This is a genomic window from Antiquaquibacter metalliresistens, assembly GCF_029211225.1.
GTDB classification, from domain to species: Bacteria; Actinomycetota; Actinomycetes; order Actinomycetales; family Microbacteriaceae; genus Rhodoglobus; species Rhodoglobus metalliresistens.
The window spans coordinates 125672-143846 of the sequence record NZ_JARGEM010000004.1 but is presented as its reverse complement, the minus strand read 5'-3'; the positions used below and the strand labels follow the sequence as shown (position 1 = coordinate 143846).

General features: G+C 65.1%; 12 protein-coding genes and 1 pseudogene. 4 read left to right on the top strand and 9 right to left on the bottom strand.

Translation table 11 applies throughout. The features are described 5' to 3' along the window. The 9 genes and pseudogenes from PYV02_RS08730 to PYV02_RS08690 all read right to left on the bottom strand — a co-directional run. Window positions 1-1799, bottom strand: a pseudogene (locus PYV02_RS08730) (hypothetical protein); the annotation flags it as partial. Between the two features lie 104 nt (window positions 1800-1903). Next, window positions 1904-3085, bottom strand: coding sequence for an L-2-hydroxyglutarate oxidase (gene lhgO, locus PYV02_RS08725; RefSeq protein WP_275758210.1), 1182 nt, complete (start codon window positions 3083-3085; stop codon window positions 1904-1906). Further along, complete coding sequence (locus PYV02_RS08720; protein WP_275758208.1) at window positions 3082-4230, bottom strand: glycosyltransferase; 1149 nt, start codon at window positions 4228-4230, stop codon at window positions 3082-3084. Before PYV02_RS08720 ends, lhgO begins: the two co-directional genes overlap by 4 nt. Continuing rightward, entirely contained in the window at window positions 4230-5102 is an 873-nt protein-coding gene (locus PYV02_RS08715; protein WP_275758206.1) for an NAD-dependent epimerase/dehydratase family protein, read from the bottom strand. Before PYV02_RS08715 ends, PYV02_RS08720 begins: the two co-directional genes overlap by 1 nt. Further along, window positions 5099-6547: a glycosyltransferase family protein gene (locus PYV02_RS08710; RefSeq protein WP_275758204.1), complete on the bottom strand. Its 1449-nt coding sequence runs from the start codon at window positions 6545-6547 to the stop codon at window positions 5099-5101. The genes PYV02_RS08715 and PYV02_RS08710 overlap by 4 nt, the downstream gene beginning before the upstream one ends. Beyond that, window positions 6517-8400, bottom strand: coding sequence for an asparagine synthase (glutamine-hydrolyzing) (asnB, locus tag PYV02_RS08705; protein ID WP_275758202.1), 1884 nt, complete (start codon window positions 8398-8400; stop codon window positions 6517-6519). Before asnB (PYV02_RS08705) ends, PYV02_RS08710 begins: the two co-directional genes overlap by 31 nt. Window positions 8401-8441: 41 nt before the next feature. Then, complete coding sequence (locus PYV02_RS08700) at window positions 8442-9419, bottom strand: NAD-dependent epimerase/dehydratase family protein (RefSeq protein ID WP_275758200.1); 978 nt, start codon at window positions 9417-9419, stop codon at window positions 8442-8444. A 162-nt stretch (window positions 9420-9581) separates the two neighbouring features. Further along, entirely contained in the window at window positions 9582-11360 is a 1779-nt protein-coding gene (locus PYV02_RS08695) for an ABC transporter ATP-binding protein (protein ID WP_275758198.1), read from the bottom strand. A 33-nt stretch (window positions 11361-11393) separates the two neighbouring features. Then, complete coding sequence (locus PYV02_RS08690; protein WP_420833606.1) at window positions 11394-12350, bottom strand: glycosyltransferase; 957 nt, start codon at window positions 12348-12350, stop codon at window positions 11394-11396. A 261-nt stretch (window positions 12351-12611) separates the two neighbouring features. Here PYV02_RS08690 and PYV02_RS08685 point away from each other — a divergent pair, with 261 nt between their 5' ends. The 4 genes from PYV02_RS08685 to asnB (PYV02_RS08670) are packed head-to-tail and all read left to right on the top strand — an operon-like array spanning window position 12612 to window position 18169. Continuing rightward, entirely contained in the window at window positions 12612-13751 is a 1140-nt protein-coding gene (locus PYV02_RS08685) for a glycosyltransferase (RefSeq protein ID WP_275758194.1), read from the top strand. Between the two features lies 1 nt (window position 13752). Next, on the top strand, window positions 13753-14910 hold the full coding sequence (locus PYV02_RS08680) for a glycosyltransferase (RefSeq protein ID WP_275758192.1): 1158 nt from the start codon (window positions 13753-13755) through the stop codon (window positions 14908-14910). A 35-nt stretch (window positions 14911-14945) separates the two neighbouring features. Then, on the top strand, window positions 14946-16253 hold the full coding sequence (locus PYV02_RS08675) for a nucleotide sugar dehydrogenase (protein ID WP_275758190.1): 1308 nt from the start codon (window positions 14946-14948) through the stop codon (window positions 16251-16253). 35 nt (window positions 16254-16288) lie between these two features. Further along, entirely contained in the window at window positions 16289-18169 is a 1881-nt protein-coding gene (gene asnB / locus PYV02_RS08670) for an asparagine synthase (glutamine-hydrolyzing) (RefSeq protein ID WP_275758188.1), read from the top strand. Window positions 18170-18175: the final 6 nt, after the last annotated feature.

The following is an 18175-nucleotide window of genomic DNA, read 5'->3' as shown; positions in this document are numbered from 1 at the left end:
GAACCCGTCCACGTGCCCGTGTTCAACGTCCACGTCGAACCCACAACCGGCGAACCCGACACCGTCGGCGCAACCGTATTCGCCGGGGAAGCCGACGCGATCGCTGTCGCGCTGAGGGCGCCTGTAAGCGCGAAGCCCAACGTGTTGGTTCCGCCGACCTGGGCCGTTAGGTACTTGCCGATATCCGCAACGGTCGCCACATAGGTGGTCCCTGCGGCCCCGAGCGAGACACAACCGGCTGGCACCGAAGTAAATGCGGCAGTGATCGGCTGGTTGCACCGCAACCAGGCCTGCACGATGGCCGGAGAGGGAGAACCCGTCCACGTGCCGGTGTTCAACGTCCACGTCGAACCCACAACCGGCGAACCCGACACGATCGGCGCAACCGTATTCGCCGGGAAGCCCACGGGAGTCGTGCTGGTGGCACCCGCCAGACCAAACCCGAGGGTGTTGACGCCTGCCACCTGCGCAGTCAAGTACTTCGCAACATCTGCCTCGGTCGACACATACGTTGTCGCGCTCGCACCCGCGATCGCGACACAGGCGGGGGGCACCGTCGTGAACGTCACCGTAACTGGCTGAGTGCAGCGCAGCCAGGCTTGCACGGTCGATGGTGCAGGGGTGCCAGCCCAGGTACCAGGATCCACGGTCCAGGTCGACCCGACGGCTGGCGAGCCCGACACGGTCGGCGCAACGACATTGGCCGGGCTGCCCACCGCAGAAGTCGATGTACCACCGGCAACAGTGGAACCGTAGGAGTTGGTCGCCGTGACCAGGACCGCAATGTACTTGCCAACTTGGTCGGCGGTCGAAACGTATGTCCCCGAAGTGGCGCCCGGAATCGTGGCGCACCCACTGGGGATGCTCTCAAACGGCGGGTTCGCAGGGCCATCACACACCAGCCACGAGTAGGCGAAGGCCGGGGAGCCGGACCATGTCCCTGGTTGGACTGTGAGTGTAGACCCGATGGGGCCCAACCCTGAAACGCTGGGTGGAATGATGGAAAACGGCGCCGACGTTCCGAAGGTGCTGCCGAACCAATTCGAGTAGAACCACCAGAAGTTCCGGTTGCCGTAGGACGAGCAGTCGTCGCCCACCCCGCCAAGGTTGGCCAGGGCCGCGGCATTCGGCTGATAGGGCGTGTAGTTGTACAACGCTGCCGTTGCGTAGTTCTGAACGTAAACCTGGGTGCTTCCGCAGTTGGCGTTGGGATGCCACTGAATCGAGTGCAGCCCCGGTTGCCTGGCGAAGTTGCTTGCCCGGTAGGTGTTGAGCTGCAGGGCGCCGGAATAGACCTGATTGCCGAACCCGAGTGAGGTGGGCGCGCACGGAGCGGTGTCGGGGCACGCGTAGCCCATGGCGCGGTCCAAGGCGATCTGAGAGGGCGCACCGTTGGTGACGAGCCCCTGCTCCTTCTGCAGTGTGACCAGCAACACCTTCGCACTGATGCCGCAGGCGGCCTGTGCGCGGTAGATGATGGTCGCCGCCGAGAGGTATCCCCCTTCGAAGGCTCCGCACCGCAGGTTCCCCGTCGACTCGGAGACGAGTCGGGCCCGACTGCTGACACTGAACGACATCGTGGCCAGGCCACTGCCCTTCGCCGCCAAGAACTGCTGGATGTCCGACTCCGACATGGCGGAACCGTCGTAGAACAGGCTGTCACTGATGATGAAGCCCGGGTTGAAGTCGCTGCCCGAGAGCGCAAGAGCGGGTGCCGGCGAAGTCGCAGAAATCAGTGACGCACCGAGGAGCGCCGCCGCTCCGAGGGCGACGAATCTACGAAGCGCCGCAACACGCACGGTCGCCTCCCCACGAGAATTACCCCTCATGGGTTCCTATCTTGACAGCAGAGAGGCCAGTCCGCTGTGAGGACCGGCCGTGGGCCGTCAGCAGATCGAGCAGATCAGGCCACGAGAGAGGCGATGTGGCGGGCGATCTCCAACGAACTCGTCGCAGCTGGCGACGGGGCGTTCAGCACGTGAATCTGGTTGCGATCCTGCTGGATCACGAAATCGTCGACGAGCTTCCCGTCACGACCGATTGCCTGCGCCCGCACTCCCGCTCCCGAGGGCACGAGGTCCGCGGGCGTGATCTCGGGGACCAGCCGGGCCAGGTCGCGAGCGAAGCGACGCTTAGAGAACGAACGCAGTATCTCCTGAGCGCCGGTGCCGATGTTGCCCGACGCGAGCTTCAGGAATCCCGGGAACGTCAGGGTTCTGAACAGGTCGCCCGGTGATACCGTGCTCCACTTGTAGCCTTCACGTGACAGCGCCAGCACCGCATTCGGGCCCGCGTGGACGGTTCCGTCGATCATCCGAGTCAGGTGCACACCCAGGAACGGCATGTCGGGATCCGGCACGGGATAGATCAATCCGTTCACGAGGTGCTCACTTGCGGTGGACAGTTCGTAGTACTCGCCCCGGAACGGCACAATCTGCACGGTCGGGGTCATCCCCGCGAGCCGCGCGACCTTGTCGCTTTGCAGCCCGGCGGCGTTGATCAGCAGGTCAGAGGTGACCTCACCCAGATCATGCTCGACGACGACATCGCGGTCGGAACTGCGGATGGCCCGCGCCCGCGTACCCAGGATCAGGTTCGCTCCGCCCTCCGCCGCCAGCTCGGCGAACTTCGCCGACACCGCCTTGTAGTCGATGATGCCCGTGTTCTCGACACGCAGGGCGCGCACGCCGCCGACGTGCGGCTCGTACTCGTGCGCCTCCTCCATCGAGATCAGCCTGCAGGTCACGCCGTTCGCACTCGCGCGCGCAGCGAGCGCCTCGAGCCTGGGCACCTCGGCCTCGGAGGTCGCGACGATCAGCTTGCCGCAGGTCTCGTACGCGATGCCGTGCTCCTGCGCGAACGCCGTCATCGATCGGTTGCCGGCGAGGCACATCGTCGCTTTCAGCGATCCCGGCTTATAGTAGGGACCCGCGTGGATGACGCCAGAGTTGTGACCAGTCTGGTGGGCCGCCCAACGGGACTCCTTCTCGAGCACCGTCACGGCAAGGCCCTGGGACGTGAGTCTCTGGGCCAGGGCGAGTCCGATGATCCCGCCGCCGATGATGGTGACGCTCTTTGGGCTCATGACACACTTCCTGTTCTCTGACGGGGGCCAACCGCTCGACGGTAGTCTTCGGCGATTCTCGAGGAGATCTCGATCGGGTCATGCCAACGCTCGACGAACGCTCTGCTCCGCTTGGCCCTTGTCACGAGTTCCTCGCGTGGGGTATCCAAGATCTTTCTCAGGTCTGCTTTGACGGTGGCCGGTGTGGCCCGAAAGAACGGGAGTTCGTCCGCCATCTCGGGGGGCAAGTACCGGAAATCGGATTCGCGCAGGTAGACGACCACCGGCTTTCCCAACGCCATGGCCTCGAGCGCGACGCCGCCGTACCAGCCGGCGTAGAGCTGATCGATCACGACATCCGCGTCCGCATAGCGCTCGAGCGCTGTCGAGTTGCTCACGCCTTCGATGAGATCCACGTCGAAACGATATCCCTCGGCGGCGAGCTCTTCGAGCGCCTCCAAGATCAGGTCGGTTCCCTTGACCTTCCGGTGGCTGGGGGCGTGAGCGAACACCAATCTCTCGCGATCAGCCTGGGTGTAGCGCGGCGTCCAGTCTTGTATCGCGATGTGACCATAGGGCACGAAAACCGTTGAGGACGGCAGCACGTTCATGAGATCCGGGTTCACGGCATAGATTCCCGCGGCGCGCTTGGCCATGAACCTGATCTGGCGTCGTTTCCACCTGTCGGTCCGCGGCGAGTAGTAGCCACGCGGCACTTGCGTCGCGATGCTGATCTCGAAGTGCTGCAACGAGTAGTCACCCTGGCGCGCGTCATCCCCCTGGTAGTGAATGAACACCGGGATGCGACGGGCGCGCAGTATGCCGAGCTCCGCCCGTTGCAGCACCGCCGCGAAGACGTTGAGTGCCGCCGCGAGCACGTTCCGCCCACCCCCGGAGCGCGAATCTGTGTGAAGGGGGGAGAAGAGTGTGCTGCCATAGTTGAAATGCACGACGTCCCACCGCCCGAACACGTAGCGTCCAGCGCTCAACATCTTGAGGAGGCGGACGACGGGCCCATCGCCTTCGTTCACAAGCACGCGATCGACCGGGTAGTCGAGGTAGTTCTGGCTGATCGCCCACACGTGCGAGTCGATTCCGAGCGCCCTGAGCTGGCGACTCAGGCCGGACGGATCACCCACCGTCGTGGGCAGGTGCAGGACTCGCATCAGCCACGGATATCTTCGAGCGCGCCGCCCAGGGTGGTGGTGGGGGTCCGTAACAGTACGCTCATGCGCGCGGTCGAGGCCACGAGATCGGTCGCAATCCCCTCGCCACGCTCGAACTGCGGCTCCCGGCCGCTGTCGCGCCCGAACAACTCCCCGATCTCGCGCAACGAGATCGTCTCGGGCCCGGCGATGTTCACCGTCGTGCTGGAGGCCAGGTCCGCGGCGGCGATGGTCGCGGCCGCGGCATCCGAAGCATGCACCGGGTTGATCCGCATGCCGTCGGGCCCCTGCAGGGCGATGGGGTCACCATTGGACACGCGGTCGTACAACCGCGGGATCAGCATCGAGCGCGCCTGACCGGCACCGTAGATAAAGAAATACCTCAGCGACGCGGTGATGAACTGTGTGGAGTAGCTGTCGACGAGGCTCTCGCTCGACAGCTTGGTCGCCAGATAATAGCCAAGCTCCGCTGGCCCCTGCAGGGGCGCATCCTCGACGAGCGACACCCCGGGTTGGCCACGGTAGACACCGCCGCTCGATGCGTAGACGAAGCTCCGCGAACCGACCCGGTAGGCGTAGTCGAGCAGCGACGCCGTCGTCGCGACATTGATCGCGAACACCGACGGTGCTGAAGCCGGGAAGTCGCGGAACTCGCGCGCCTGCGCCAGATGGAAGATCGCATCCACCGCCGCCGGAAGCGCCGCCGTGTCGATCGGCTTCGCAAGGTCCATCACGTGGAACACCACGTCATCCCGGAATACCTGATCACTGCCGCGCACGAGCGCGTGTACCTCGACACCCGAGTCCGCGAGAGCGTCGACCGTGGCACGTCCGAGCAGGCCGGCCGCGCCGGTCACCAAGGCAGTCTTCATCGGGATGAACCGTCCTCTCCAAGTCCTTCAGAAAGCAGCTGCGCCCACCGCCCGGGCACCGCGGCGCCCGGCTCCCACGAGCCATCGAGAATCCCGGTGTAGACCTCGCGTTGCAGAGCGGCGGTGATCCTCGAATCGTGTCGCTCGAGCAGCCAACTGCGGTACCGGGCACGGTAATGCTCAATGACGCGGCCGCGACCCTGGAGCGCGATCTCATCCAGCACCGCGCCGGTCTCTGCCACGATGTCCTCGGTCGTCGCCGCGTGCCGCCACGGCACCGGTCCGCCGATGAGTCGTTCCCCGATCGGCGCCAACCCCCTGCTGATGAGCGGTGTCCCCTGTTCCATTGCCCGCATGGCGAGGCCGCCGAATGCTTCCAACCCGAATTGATCCCAGACCACGTCGACGTTCGCCATCGTGCGCTGCAGCGAGAACCGCGCCATTGGAGGTACCCAGGCGACATTCGCGGCCACTCCGGCCTGCTCGAGGAACGCCTTCGATTCGGCGAGCTGTAGGCCCCATTCCACAGCGACCAGGCCCACGTCGCGCCCTGCGCGGCGCAGCTCGACGAAAGCTCTCAGCGCCTTCATCGACCCCTTGTCGTGATGCTTCGCCCAGTTCTGGCTCGACGGAAGAAGCACAAGCGACTCCGAACCGCTCTGCTGTAGAAGCTCTTGGCGGCGCGGCGTTTCGGGGAACGGTACGCGCGAGTCCGGCACCCACGGGTGCGGCAGCACGGACCATCTGCCAGGAACGAGGTCCTCAGCGATCTCGAGTGTTCGAGGGTCGAGGTTGGTGACCCAGAGGTGCCTCGCCTGCTGAACCTGCTCGCGGTAGACCCGCCGAAGGAGCTTCTGTGTGGCACTGCCATCACCGATCCAGCGGATCGTGCCGTGCTCGACGCAGACGGTCGGTCCGGAGGCCTGCGCCTTGACGTGCGTCAGAGAATCGGCGCCGTACAGTATGTTGATCCGACCCTCGGGCTGGTCAATCTCAGTGCGTCGTGCCAGCTGTTGGCGTGTGCGGTAGTCGAAGAGCGGCTGTGCCCATGCTTTGCCGTTCAGCGATGCGTTCACCCATCGGCGTAGCCCCGGCAGAACGTTGGGCGATCGATAGTCGCTCGACAGTGCGCCCGTGTCTCCTCCATCGGTTGAAGGCGCTGGCAGGTCGGTGTATTCAGCGTTGACGGCGACCGCCTCCGGGAACGCAGACCAGTCGGGTTGGCTGACCCACTCCGCGCTGGGTACGTCGAAGTCGACGACCTCCCACGAGGGGGCGGAGATGCCGTGGTACAGCCCGAACATGCCGATCGGCAGCTGCGACTCGATCCCGGCGAACCGCTTCAAGAGCACGGCGTTGTAGAACGCGTTGTTCGCTGTGTTCCCGAAATGACGAACCTTCATCGCAGCGCTAGTCACGCGGAAGGCTGCACTTGCGAGAGCCATTCATGCAGGCTGAGAAGGCCCCACACGAGCAGACGACGATTCTCCCTGCCTGTGAAGTGCGACTCAAGGGCAGTGGTGACGGCCTCTCGGTCGAGGACGTCGAACAGAGGGCTTGACCCGCCGAGCTGACGGCGCACGAAATCGATGCTCTCCCCCTTGAACCAGCTCGCGTCGGGTGAAGAGAAGCCTTGCTTTGCGCGCCCGGTGACGGATTCCGGGATGTGTCGGCTCATCGCGTCGCGCAGGATTTGCTTGCCATCTTTCGTTCGCTGGAAGAACTTCTCGGCCTTGGCACCGGGCTCGTTCTCATTGAGACGCGCGACCTCGGCGAGGTTGTTGAGCTTGTACTTGACCGGCACGCGCATCGCGAAATCGACGAGGTCGTTGTCGAGGAACGGCACCCTCGACTCCAACCCGTGCGCCATGGAGAGCTTGTCTTCGACAACCAGCAGACCGTGCAAGAAGGTCTTCGCCTCGAAGTAGAGCGACTGATTGATGAAGTCTTCCGGACGCTCGAGCGCGTTCGGCTGTGCCGGGTAGACGTTGCGGAACACGTCGCGAGTGGAGACACCGGATACGGCCCCCCAGATCGGGGTGAGGAGCCCCTTCAGCTCGTCCGGCGATGTGAGGCGCTGCCAGTAGTCGAAATAGCTGTCGACATAGTCTTCGAAGTTGCGGGCGCTCGTGGCGCGGTAGTACCGCCACGGGTAGCCGCCGAACAGCTCGTCGCCGCCTGCACCGGAGAGCACGACCTTCACGAACTTGCCCGCGAGCTGCGCCGCGTAGTAGTTGGGGTAGCTCTGGCCGACCCGAGGCTCCTCGAGATGGTGTACCAGCGCCGGGAGTGATCGCTCCATGTCGCCGGACTTGAGGACCACCTCGTACTGCTCGGTCTTGAATGCGGCCGACATCGCCTCGGCCATCGCCCGCTCGTCGAAAGCGAGTTCCATTCCGGATGCACTGCTGAGGTCGAACCCGCAGGTGAATGTCTTCATCCCGGGAAACGAACCCGAGGCGACGGCGGTGATGGAGCCACTGTCCATTCCACCGCTGAGGTAGCTTCCGACCTCGACGTCACTGAGCAACTGACGATTCACCGCCTGCGAGAACAGTCTGTCCAATTCCTCCACGTACTCCTCGTGGCTCGCCTCAGGGCTCTCCTCCCTGAAGTCGAAGTCCCAGTACTGGGTGAGCGCGAGCCTAGGAGAGGTCGATCTCAAATCGAGCACCGCGAAGTGCCCGGCCGGCAACAGCTCGATGTCCTCCAGCAAGGTGCGCTGAGACAGGATGTTCTGGAAGGTGAGGTACTCCATGAGAGCCGGCTTGTCGAGCCGTCGTTCGAAGCTCGTGCGAGCCAGAATTGCTTTCTGCTCCGAGCCGAACGAGAAGAACTCCCCCTGCTGGCTGACGTACAGCGGCTTGATGCCGTAACGATCGCGAGCGAGCAGCAGTCGCCGCTCCTCCGAGTCATAGAAGCCGATCGCAAACATGCCGTTGAATCGCTTGAGCGCTTCCGGACCCCACTCGATCAGGGCGTTGAGCACGACTTCCGTGTCGCTCGAACCGCGGAACCGATGGCCTCTCGCCTCGAGCTCTGCCCTGATCTCGCGGTGGTTGTAGATCATTCCGTTGAACGTCAGCACGTAGCGCGAGTCCGCCGAGACCATCGGCTGGTGGCCGAGGGGCGAGAGGTCGATGATTGCCAGCCGCCGATGGCCGATCCCCACGTTCTCGTGAATCCAGTGGCCCTCGCCATCAGGACCGCGGTGCGCGAGTGAATCGGTCATGGCGCGGAGCAGGACTGGTGAAATCCCGTCGCCCTTGAGGTTGATAACGCCGGCAATGCCGCACATGTACTGGTACCTCTCGTTGAAGCAGAAGCGCTCTCGACGCCTTATTCCATGCCGGGGTTCGACGCTCGCCAGTCGATGAGGGCCTGAAGGCCCTCACGGAGCGAGTCCTGGTAGAAGAATCCGAGATCGCGCTCGGCCTTCTCCGTGGAGCCAATCCGGTTCTGCACCATGCGACGGCTGTCCTCCGAGCTGTACGGGCGGTACTCGACAGTGAGATCGGAGCCAGTCATCTCGAGGATGAGGTCGCACAACTGCTTGATGCTCGTCTGTACGCCCGTCCCGACGTTGTAGAACTCGTCAGTCGCATCGCTGCGAAGCGCGAGCACGTTGGCGCGGGCGACATCCCTAGCAGTGACGAAGTCGTAGGCCTGGGACCCGTCACCGTTGATGACGGGCGCTTCGTTCGCCTCGATCTTGTTCAGCATGATGGGGATCACGCCGGTGTAGGCCGCAGTCTGGTCCTGGTGCGGACCGTAGACGTTCATATAGCGCAATCCCACATAGTCGAGCCCGTAGCGATCATTGAAGGCACGCGCCATCGCCTCGCCAGCGATCTTCGTCGCGCCGTAGAAGTTGCGATTGTTGAACGGGTGCTCCTCGGTCATGGGGACCTCGACGGCGTCCCCATAGACGCTCGCCGAGCTCGACCAGACCAGACGTTCGATGTCGTTGTTGACACAGGCCTCAAGCACGTTGAAGGTGCCCGCGATGTTCACGTCGAACGCGGTACGCGGGTAGTCCTTGCAGTGCAGCAGCCACATCGCCGCGAGATCGATGACCCCATCGGCATCCTTGAGCGCGGCGTTGAGCACATCGATCTCCCGCACGTCGCCACCGTCCGCGAAGAGACTTGCCCGCGGGTCCTTGAGCTGCGCTGCGATATTCGAGCGCTTCCCGCGAGCGAAGTTGTCATAGACCGTGACCCGCCCCACATCCGTCGCGAGCAGTTCCTCGACGACGTGGCTTCCGATGAAGCCGGCACCGCCGATGACAACGATGTGCTTTCCAGCAATTTCCATGGGGGATCCCGTTCCTCGCGATCGTCGGCGCTCTCCGCCGCGCAATACCAAGCCACCAACTCTACTGTGCCTCTACGGTGCGGCTCGGCAGACTCGATTCTAGGTCTATCCAGTTGGCGGGGCGCCGGGTGCGGAGCTGTCAGTGCGCCCAGGCTTCGGGACTCAAACGAGACCCGCGAGCTGCGCCTGCCGCGAGAAGTCGGGGAAGCGGCTGACCAGGTCTTCGAACGTACCGCTGCCGACGAGTTTGCCGTCGCGCATGAAGAAGATCCGATCGGAATCCATGATCGTCGCGAGCCGGTGTGCCACGACGATCTTGGTGATCCCGCCAGCGAGTTCGCGAATCGCGCCCGTGACCTGAGACTCGGTGTGCGTGTCGAGCGCGCTCGTCGCCTCGTCCATCACGAGGACAAGAGGTTCCGAATACAGTGCGCGAGCAATCCCGAGCCGCTGCCGCTGCCCACCGGAGAGCGCGAGGCCGCGCTCGCCCACGCGAGCATCTACTCCGCCTTCTCGAGCGGCGACGAGGTCCCAGAGTTGCGCTTGCTCAAGGGCTCGCCGGACCCTTTCCGGGTCATAGTCGAGCCCCCAGGTGAGTGCGACGTTCTGGGCGATGGTGGCGTCGAAGAGGGCGACCTCCTGAGGCACATAGCCGACTCTCGCGCGCCATGCCGTGCGCAGCTCGGTCAAAGGGACGCCGTCCACCGAGATCGTGCCGGCGGTGGGCTCGAGCAGACTGAGCAGCAGATCGACCATCGTCGACTTGCCCGAACCCGAAGCGCCGACAAAGGCGACAGTGGTGCCCAGCTCGATCTCGAGCGAAACGTCGTCGAGCGCGGGTATCGCGTCGGGCGCGTACTGGAAACTCACCCGCTCGAGCGCGATGCGCTTCGGTGCCTCAGGCAACGAACGAACCGTGCGTTCAGCGATCTCGTCTTTACCGCGCTCGGTATCTCTCAACTCGGCGAGCATGAGGCGCGGGTACTCGGAGATCGCGATCATCTGGGAGAGCACCGATTGGAAGCGAATCACCGAGGGCGCGACCCGGAACCCCGCGAGCGCGAAGAGTGCGACACCGGCGAGAGCCTGCTCGATGCCTCCGATGAGGAGACCGACACCACCGATCGCTACGAAACCGCCCACGAGTCCGGCTTCGAGCGCGTAGCGCGGCACCTGCCCGAGGAAGTAGATATTGGCGCGTGCCCGCGCGCTGCGAGTTCTCGCCGCCTCCACGACATCGGCGACCTCGGGCTCCTTGTTGCGAAGGGTCACTTCCTTCATCGCCGCCACGATCTCGAGGATGAGCCGAGAGGTTCGGATGGAGTTCTCGATGTTGACCTCGCCGGCAATGCGCGCGTGGCGAGCGATCCAGAAGAACAGCACCGCGCCGAGCAGCAGTAGGTAGAGCAACGTCGTCACAGCGATCACGGGCTGCACGACGGCAAGAGTCGCGATCACCGCCACCAGACTCACGACCTCACCCAGCAGGGTCGCTCCAGGAAGCACGAAGGAGTTCACCGTGATGTCGACGCCGCTGTCCGAGAGTCGCATGATGTCGTTGGAGTTCTTGCGCAGGCGGTCTCTCCAGGGAGCGGAGAGGAACGCGCGCAGCAGACGGTCACCAATCGCTACCTCGAAACGTGGGATGCGACGAGTCGCCCACCACGTGACCACGAGAGCAAGCACGCCTTTGCTGACCATGAGCGCACAGATCGCGAGGATCGTCCAGATGACCCCAATGGGTTCGAGCTCACCCAGAAGCGGGAGCGCGACGGGCGTACCTGCCGCGAGCGGTGCGATCACGAGGGCGAGGAGGCCGAGGGCCGCTGCATCAAAGATCGCCAACGAGGCCAGCAGCGCGGCGTACAGGTTCAGGAATCGGCGTCCGCCGAGGGGAAACACCGCGACTACTTCGCGATAGAGACGCAATACTGACTTCACCGACGGCTCCTCAAGCGCTTGGTCTCCGGAAGTCTAGGCGGTCGCCCCTGTGAGTCGTGCCACGAGCGGACGCCAGAGCTCCGCCTGGCGCTCGCTCGAGAGCTCGGATGCATGAGCGGCGGATGCCGACTTCCACGATGCGACCCGTTCGGGAGTGAGGCCATCGAGTGCCGCGGCGAGTGACACCGCGGTGAAGTCCGGGAGAACCTCGCCGATAGCGTAGTGGTCGACGAAGCTGGCCATCTCCGGCGATGGTCCGACGATGAGCCCGAGTCTGGCCTGGATGAAGTCGAAGAACTTGTTCGGGAGGCACCACTCGAGGTTGAAGGTCGTTGGCGGGAGCACGGAGAGTCCCACGTCGTACGTATTGAGCGTGCGGACCAGATCCACGTACGCCACCGGCTCCCGGAATCGGATCCGCTCGTCGCCGTCCGCGAGCGCGCGCAGCCGGTCGAACTCCCCGACGCCGTTGTCCATCAGATAGAGGTCGAGGGTCACATCGGCGGCCGTCAATCGCACGGCCTCGATCATGATGTCGAGGCGGCGCTCTGGTGCGGCAAGTCCGCTGTGCACGAGACGGATCGGGGATGCGACGGCGTGCGGTTCGAGCGAGTAGTAGGGGGTGGCATTCACTACGACCGTCGAGTCGAATCCATAACGACGGCGATATTCGTCCGCGATCCCAGTGCTGACGGTGACGATCTCCGCGACCTTGGGCACCATCGTGCGCAGCATCCACCGGGCGTATGGAGCCATCACGAGTCGCCAGAGGAACGAGTGCTCACCCTCGAGCGGCGCGTACTCGTGGAGGTCGAGCACGACGCCGTGTTTCGGCGCGAGTTGCAGCGCCGCCGCCAAAGACCACAGATCGTGCGCGATCACAATGTCCCAGTCCTGGCCCCCGAGGAGCCGTTCGGTGTCGCGGTCCCGTGCGCTCAGGCGGGTGAGCGGTCGGTACACCCGCAGGCCCAGGAGAGCGAGGTAGAGCAACCGACCGAACAGACCAAATCGTTGCGGGGCGCCATTCGGGATCTCGACATGTGGCACCCCGTCGACGCCTGTCGCACCGAAGCCGGCGGTTGTGACGTCGTTCGAACCCCGCAGGTATTGCACTTGCTTGAGTGCGCGAGGAGCGCTTGCGAACGGGGTGTATATGAGGACGAGGATGCGCGCCCGGGCTGTTGACATAGCCGCACCAGTTTAGGCTGTCTGGCGGGCCAGAGACTCGATGGACGTTCGGAGGTGGTGAAGGTGGCGACGAAGCGGATCCTCTCGATCTCCTTCTCCCCCATCAACCAAGACTCGCGGGTCCGCCGCCAGCTCGCGGTGCTCGGCGAGTTCGGCGAGGTCACAACGGTGGGCTACGGTTCCACGCCAGCGGGTGTCAGCGAACACTTCGAGGTGCCAGCGAGCGCGCCTTCGCTGCCGCAGACGCCGGGGGGCGTCATCCGGCTCGCGCTCCATCGGTATCGAGCCGTCGGCCTGCGCTCCCCGGGTGAGATGGCCGCGCTTCGCCTACTCACCGGAGCCGCACCATTCGACCTGGTGGTGGCGAACGACGCACGAGCACTCCCGCTCGCCTTCACAATCGCCAGGGGAGCGCCGGTCTGGGCGGATCTGCACGAATGGGCGCCGGAGGAGAATTCGACGAGCCTGCCCTGGCGGCTTCTGGTGAAGCCGTACATGGACTGGCTCTGCCGCGAATACCTCCCGAGAGCATCGGCGACCACCACCGTGAGTAAGTCGATCGCCGACCTCTACCGAGAGCACTACGGCATCGCGCCCGACGTCGTGCGCAACGCGGGGCCACTGCGCGAGCTCACGCCCGCGCCTCTTGAGCCGGGGCGCATCCGGCTTGTCCACAGTGGCATCGCCGTGCGCAACCGCAACGTCGAGAGCCTCATCGACGCGGTCGCCACCCTCGACGACCGCTTCAGCCTCGACCTGTATCTGGTGGATACCGGGCACTACCTCGCGACCCTCCAGACCCGGGCTGCCGGGAGCCCTAGAATTCGTTTCCGCGAACCGGTCGCGCCAGACGACCTGCCCGCGACACTGAACACGTACGACCTCGGTGTGTTCCTGCTGCCGCCCCGCACGATCAACTACCGCTTCATGCTGCCCAATAAGTTCTTCGACTTCGTCCAGGCCAGGCTCGGTGTCGTCTTCGGTCCCGCGATTGAGATCGACAGGATCATCGCGGAGCACGGCATCGGTGTCGTCACCGACGGCTGGTCAACGGGCGACCTGGTCGCGGCCCTCCGCGGGCTCACCCACGACGACGTCGCACGGTTCAAAGCGGCCTCCGATCTCGCCGCTCACGTGCTCAGCAACGACGCGGACCTCGCGACACAGAGATCCGTCGTTCGCCGCCTTCTCGGATTGACCTGACATGCGTGTCGTCATCGTGAGCCGGATCTTCGCCCCCGAAGTCTCGGCGGCCGCCGGTCTCCTCACCACCTGGGCACGCACGTTTCGCGATCGTGGATGCGAGGTGTCCGTGGTCACGACGAACCCGCCGCGCGGCATGGAACTGCGTGACCCCGACGGTATCCGCGTGCGCCGCGCGCCCGTGCTGCGTGACCGGCAGCAGTACGTTCGCGGGTATCTCTCGTACCTCAGCTTCGATGTCCCCCTGTTCTTCCGGCTTCTGTTCGCTCGCCGAGCCGACCTGTACGTCGTGGAGCCGCCGCCAACGACCGTGGCCGTCGTCAGAGTCGTCGCGGCCCTGCGTCGAACGCCGTACATCGTCGATGCCGCCGATCTCTGGTCCGATGCCGCTGCGATGGCGACGAACTCACGGCTGGTGCTCCGGCTGCTGCGTCGGGTCGAGGTCTGGGGTCTCAAAGGGGCGCAGCACCTCCTGGCCGCCCATGAGCCGCTCATCGCACGGTTCCGTGAGCTCGGCATCCACACGCCGTCGACGGGGATCGGCTTCGGAGCCGACACCGACGCGTTCCACTACGAGGCGCAGGTGCCACCGACTCCGCCCGTCTTTGTCTACGCTGGCACCCATTCGGAGTGGCACGGTGCTGGGATCTTCGTCGAGGCATTCGCGAAGTTCCTCCCGCACCATCCCGGTGCCACGCTCCGGTTCATCGGCAACGGCCAGGAGCGCGAGGCCCTGAGGGCGCGCGCCGCCGAGCTCGGCATCGGCGGGTCCGTCAGCTTCCACGCGCCGATCCCGCCGGCGGAGCTCTCCCCCATCCTCGCCGGCGCGACCGCATCGCTCGCGAGCCTCAAGCCCGGGCAAGGGTACGACTACGCCTTCACGACGAAGGCCTACTCCTCACTCGCTGCCGGATGTCCAGTGATCTTCGCTGGTGTCGGGCCGACGGGGCCATTCCTGCGCAATGCCGAGAACACGGATGCCGGAGTCGCCGTCGACTACGAGGTCATGGCCGTCGTCGCCGAACTCGAGCGCGCCGCGACGCGCCCTCTGGCACCGGCCGCGCGCGCCCGATTGAGCGACTGGGCGCGCTCCACGTACTCCCTCGACGCAATCGCCGAACGCGTCGTCACCGTGAGCCTGTCCCGCGTCGCGGGGTAGGATCGTTCAGTTGTCTAGCCGCTAAGGAAGCTCGAATGAGAATCGCCGTAATCGCCCTCGGGAAGATCGGGCTCCCGCTCGCAGTCCAGTTCGCGAGCAAGGGACACGAGGTCGTCGGCGTCGATGTCAATCAAGCGGTCGTCGACCTCGTGAACAAGGGCATCGAGCCGTTCCCCGGCGAGGCCGAATTGCAGGAACGGCTCGCCGAGCTCGTACCAACGGGCCGCCTTCGGGCGACCACCGACTATGCCGACGCGGTTCCCGGTGCCGACGCGGTCGTGCTCGTCGTGCCTCTCTTCGTGGACGAGGTTACGGCTGAGCCGGACTTCGGCTGGATGGACGCGGCCACCGAATCCCTGGGTGCGCACCTGACCCCGGGCACCCTCGTCTCCTACGAGACAACCCTCCCGGTCGGAACCACTCGAACGCGCTGGAAGCCGATGCTCGAGCGCGTCTCCGGGCTGACCGAGGGCGTCGACTTTGACTTGGTGTTCTCCCCCGAGCGCGTGCTCACCGGACGAGTCTTCGCCGACCTCCGCAAGTACCCGAAGCTCGTCGGTGGGCTCTCAGCGCGTGGGGCCCAGCGCTCCGTGGAGTTCTACGAGGCAGTGCTCGACTTCGATGAGCGCCCCGATCTCGCACGCCCTAACGGCGTGTGGGATCTGGGGAGCGCCGAGGCATCCGAACTCGCCAAGCTCGCCGAAACGACCTATCGCGACGTGAACATCGGACTGGCCAACCAGTTTGCCCGCTACGCCGGCGCCAACGGGATCGACATCTACAACGTCATCGAAGCGTCGAATTCGCAGCCATACAGCCACATCCACCAGCCAGGGATCGCTGTGGGCGGTCACTGCATCCCCGTCTACCCCAGGCTCTACCTGTGGAACGACCCTGAGGCGACCATCGTCGCTGCAGCGCGCGCCGCGAACGCGGGCATGCCCGACTACACGATCGGGCTGCTCGAGGGTGCCTTCGGCGACCTCGCCGGGGCAAAGGTCGCAGTTCTCGGTGCCGCATATCGAGGCGGTGTCAAGGAGACTGCGTTCTCCGGAGTCTTCAGCACGGTCGAAGCCCTTCGCGCGCGCGGTGCAGTGCCGGTCGTTCACGACCCCCTCTACACCGACCTCGAACTCGAGAAGCTCGGCTTCACCCCTTACCACTTCGGCGAGACTGTGGACGCCGCGGTCGTGCAAGCGGACCACGATGAGTACCGTTCGATCGGGCCGGCTGAGTTGCCGGGCATCACGACGTTCGTCGATGGCCGCCGGATCTCCTCAGCCGCTCAGTGGCCGAGTGTCACCTACCGTGTCATCGGCAAGGCCCAGGCTTCCGTAGCCTGAGCCCACCCTTCAGGCTCCGACGTTAGGGCAATCGTATGTGCGGAATCGCCGGAAGCTGGTCTCGTACCGGCGCGTCCTCAGACGGTGTTCGACTGCGCGCTGGGCTCGACGCGATCCGGCACCGCGGGCCTGACGACCTCGGAGAGTTCGCCTGGAACGACCCATCGTCGTCGGCTCGGGTCGACCTCGGCCTGGTGCGCCTCGCGATCCTGGACCTGAGCCCGGCTGGGCACCAGCCGATGACGCTTCCTGATGCTCGGTTCACCATCAGCTACAACGGCGAGATCACGAACTACGTCGAGATCCGCGAGTCGCTCCGCGAACTCGGAGAGACGTTCGTCTCGGACGGCGACACCGAGGTGCTGCTGAAAGGTTGGGCGCGCTGGGGCGTCGGGGTGCTGGACCGGCTCGAGGGGATGTTCGCAATCGCGATCCTCGACACCGTGGAGCGTACGGTGACCCTTGCGCGCGACCCGTACGGCATCAAGCCGTTGCTGTACACCGATCGCGGTGATCGCATCGGATTCTGCAGCGAGATGTCGGGCATCTTCGAGATCGCGGTTCCCCACCCCAAGCTGGACTGGCAGGCCGCTGTCGATTACTTGCAGTGGGGCACGTACGACCACAGCGAACGTACGTTCGTCGACGGCGTCAAGCAATTGCGTCCCGGTCACTACCTCGTCATCGACACCGTCACCGGCCGCCTCGGCGAACCGGTGCGCTACTGGTGGCCGCCGGTGGCAACGACCTTCGACGGTTCCTATGAGGATGCCACCCAGACCGTGCGGGAGCTCTTCCTCGATTCGGTCAAGCGAAACCTCCGCAGCGACGTCCCACTGGGCATCGCCCTGTCGGGCGGTATCGATTCGTCGGCGATCGTCGGCGCGGTTCGGCATCTCGAACCGGATCTCCCGATCAACACGTTCAGCTACATCGCTCCCGGGTTCGCGCGCTCAGAACACGAGTGGGTGGCGCTCGTGGTTGAGGCGACCCGCTCGACCTCCCACACCGTCGAGGCGGCCCCCGGCGATTTACAGCACGACCTCGATGACCTCATTCTGAGCCAGGGCGAACCATTCGGCGGCACGAGCATCTACGCCCAGTATCGAGTGTTCAAACTCGCGCGTGAGCACAACGTCATCGTCACGCTCGACGGCCAGGGTGGCGACGAGATCTTCGCTGGATACTCGGGCTACCCCGCTCAGCGCATGCAGACGCTCATCGAGACCGGGAAGTGGGGCACCGCCGCGAAGTTCGTGCGTGGATGGGGAGAGTGGCCAGATCGGCGACGAGCAGCGATGCTCGTCGAATCGGCCGCCCAGTTCGCGCCGTTGGCGGTGCGCCATCGCGTCCGCCGCCCGCTGGCATCGCCCATGCTCGACACAGCGAAGCTCCGAGAGCGCGGAGTCGAGACAGGCTTTCCCGCCTTGAGCCTCGGGTCTGTGCGCGGTTCTCGCCTCAAGGCCCACCTCCGCAGCACGATGATGGGATATGGGCTGCCCGCCCTGTTGAGGCATGGCGATCGCAACTCCATGCGATTCTCGATCGAGAGCCGCGTACCGTTCCTGGACCGGGCACTGACCGAGTTCGTGCTGACTCTGCCCGAGGACTATCTCATCGGCACCGATGGCACGTCGAAGCGGATCCTGCGCGACGCCGTGCGCGGTTGGGTTCCGGACGCGATCATCGATCGCCGCGACAAGGTCGGCTTCGAAACCCCGGAGCGGCAGTGGCAGGAGCGGCTCGGAGCGCTGCCGATCGACCCCGCGCACCCGATCCCGTTCTTGCGCGCCGGACGCACCGCCACCCTCACGGGTGGCCTCTCTGAGGCGGAGATCCGTTGGGGCGGCCGTTCGCACTGGCGCCTCATCAACCTTCGCCGATGGATCGCGCTCGCGGGAATCGACGCGAGCTAGACCGGA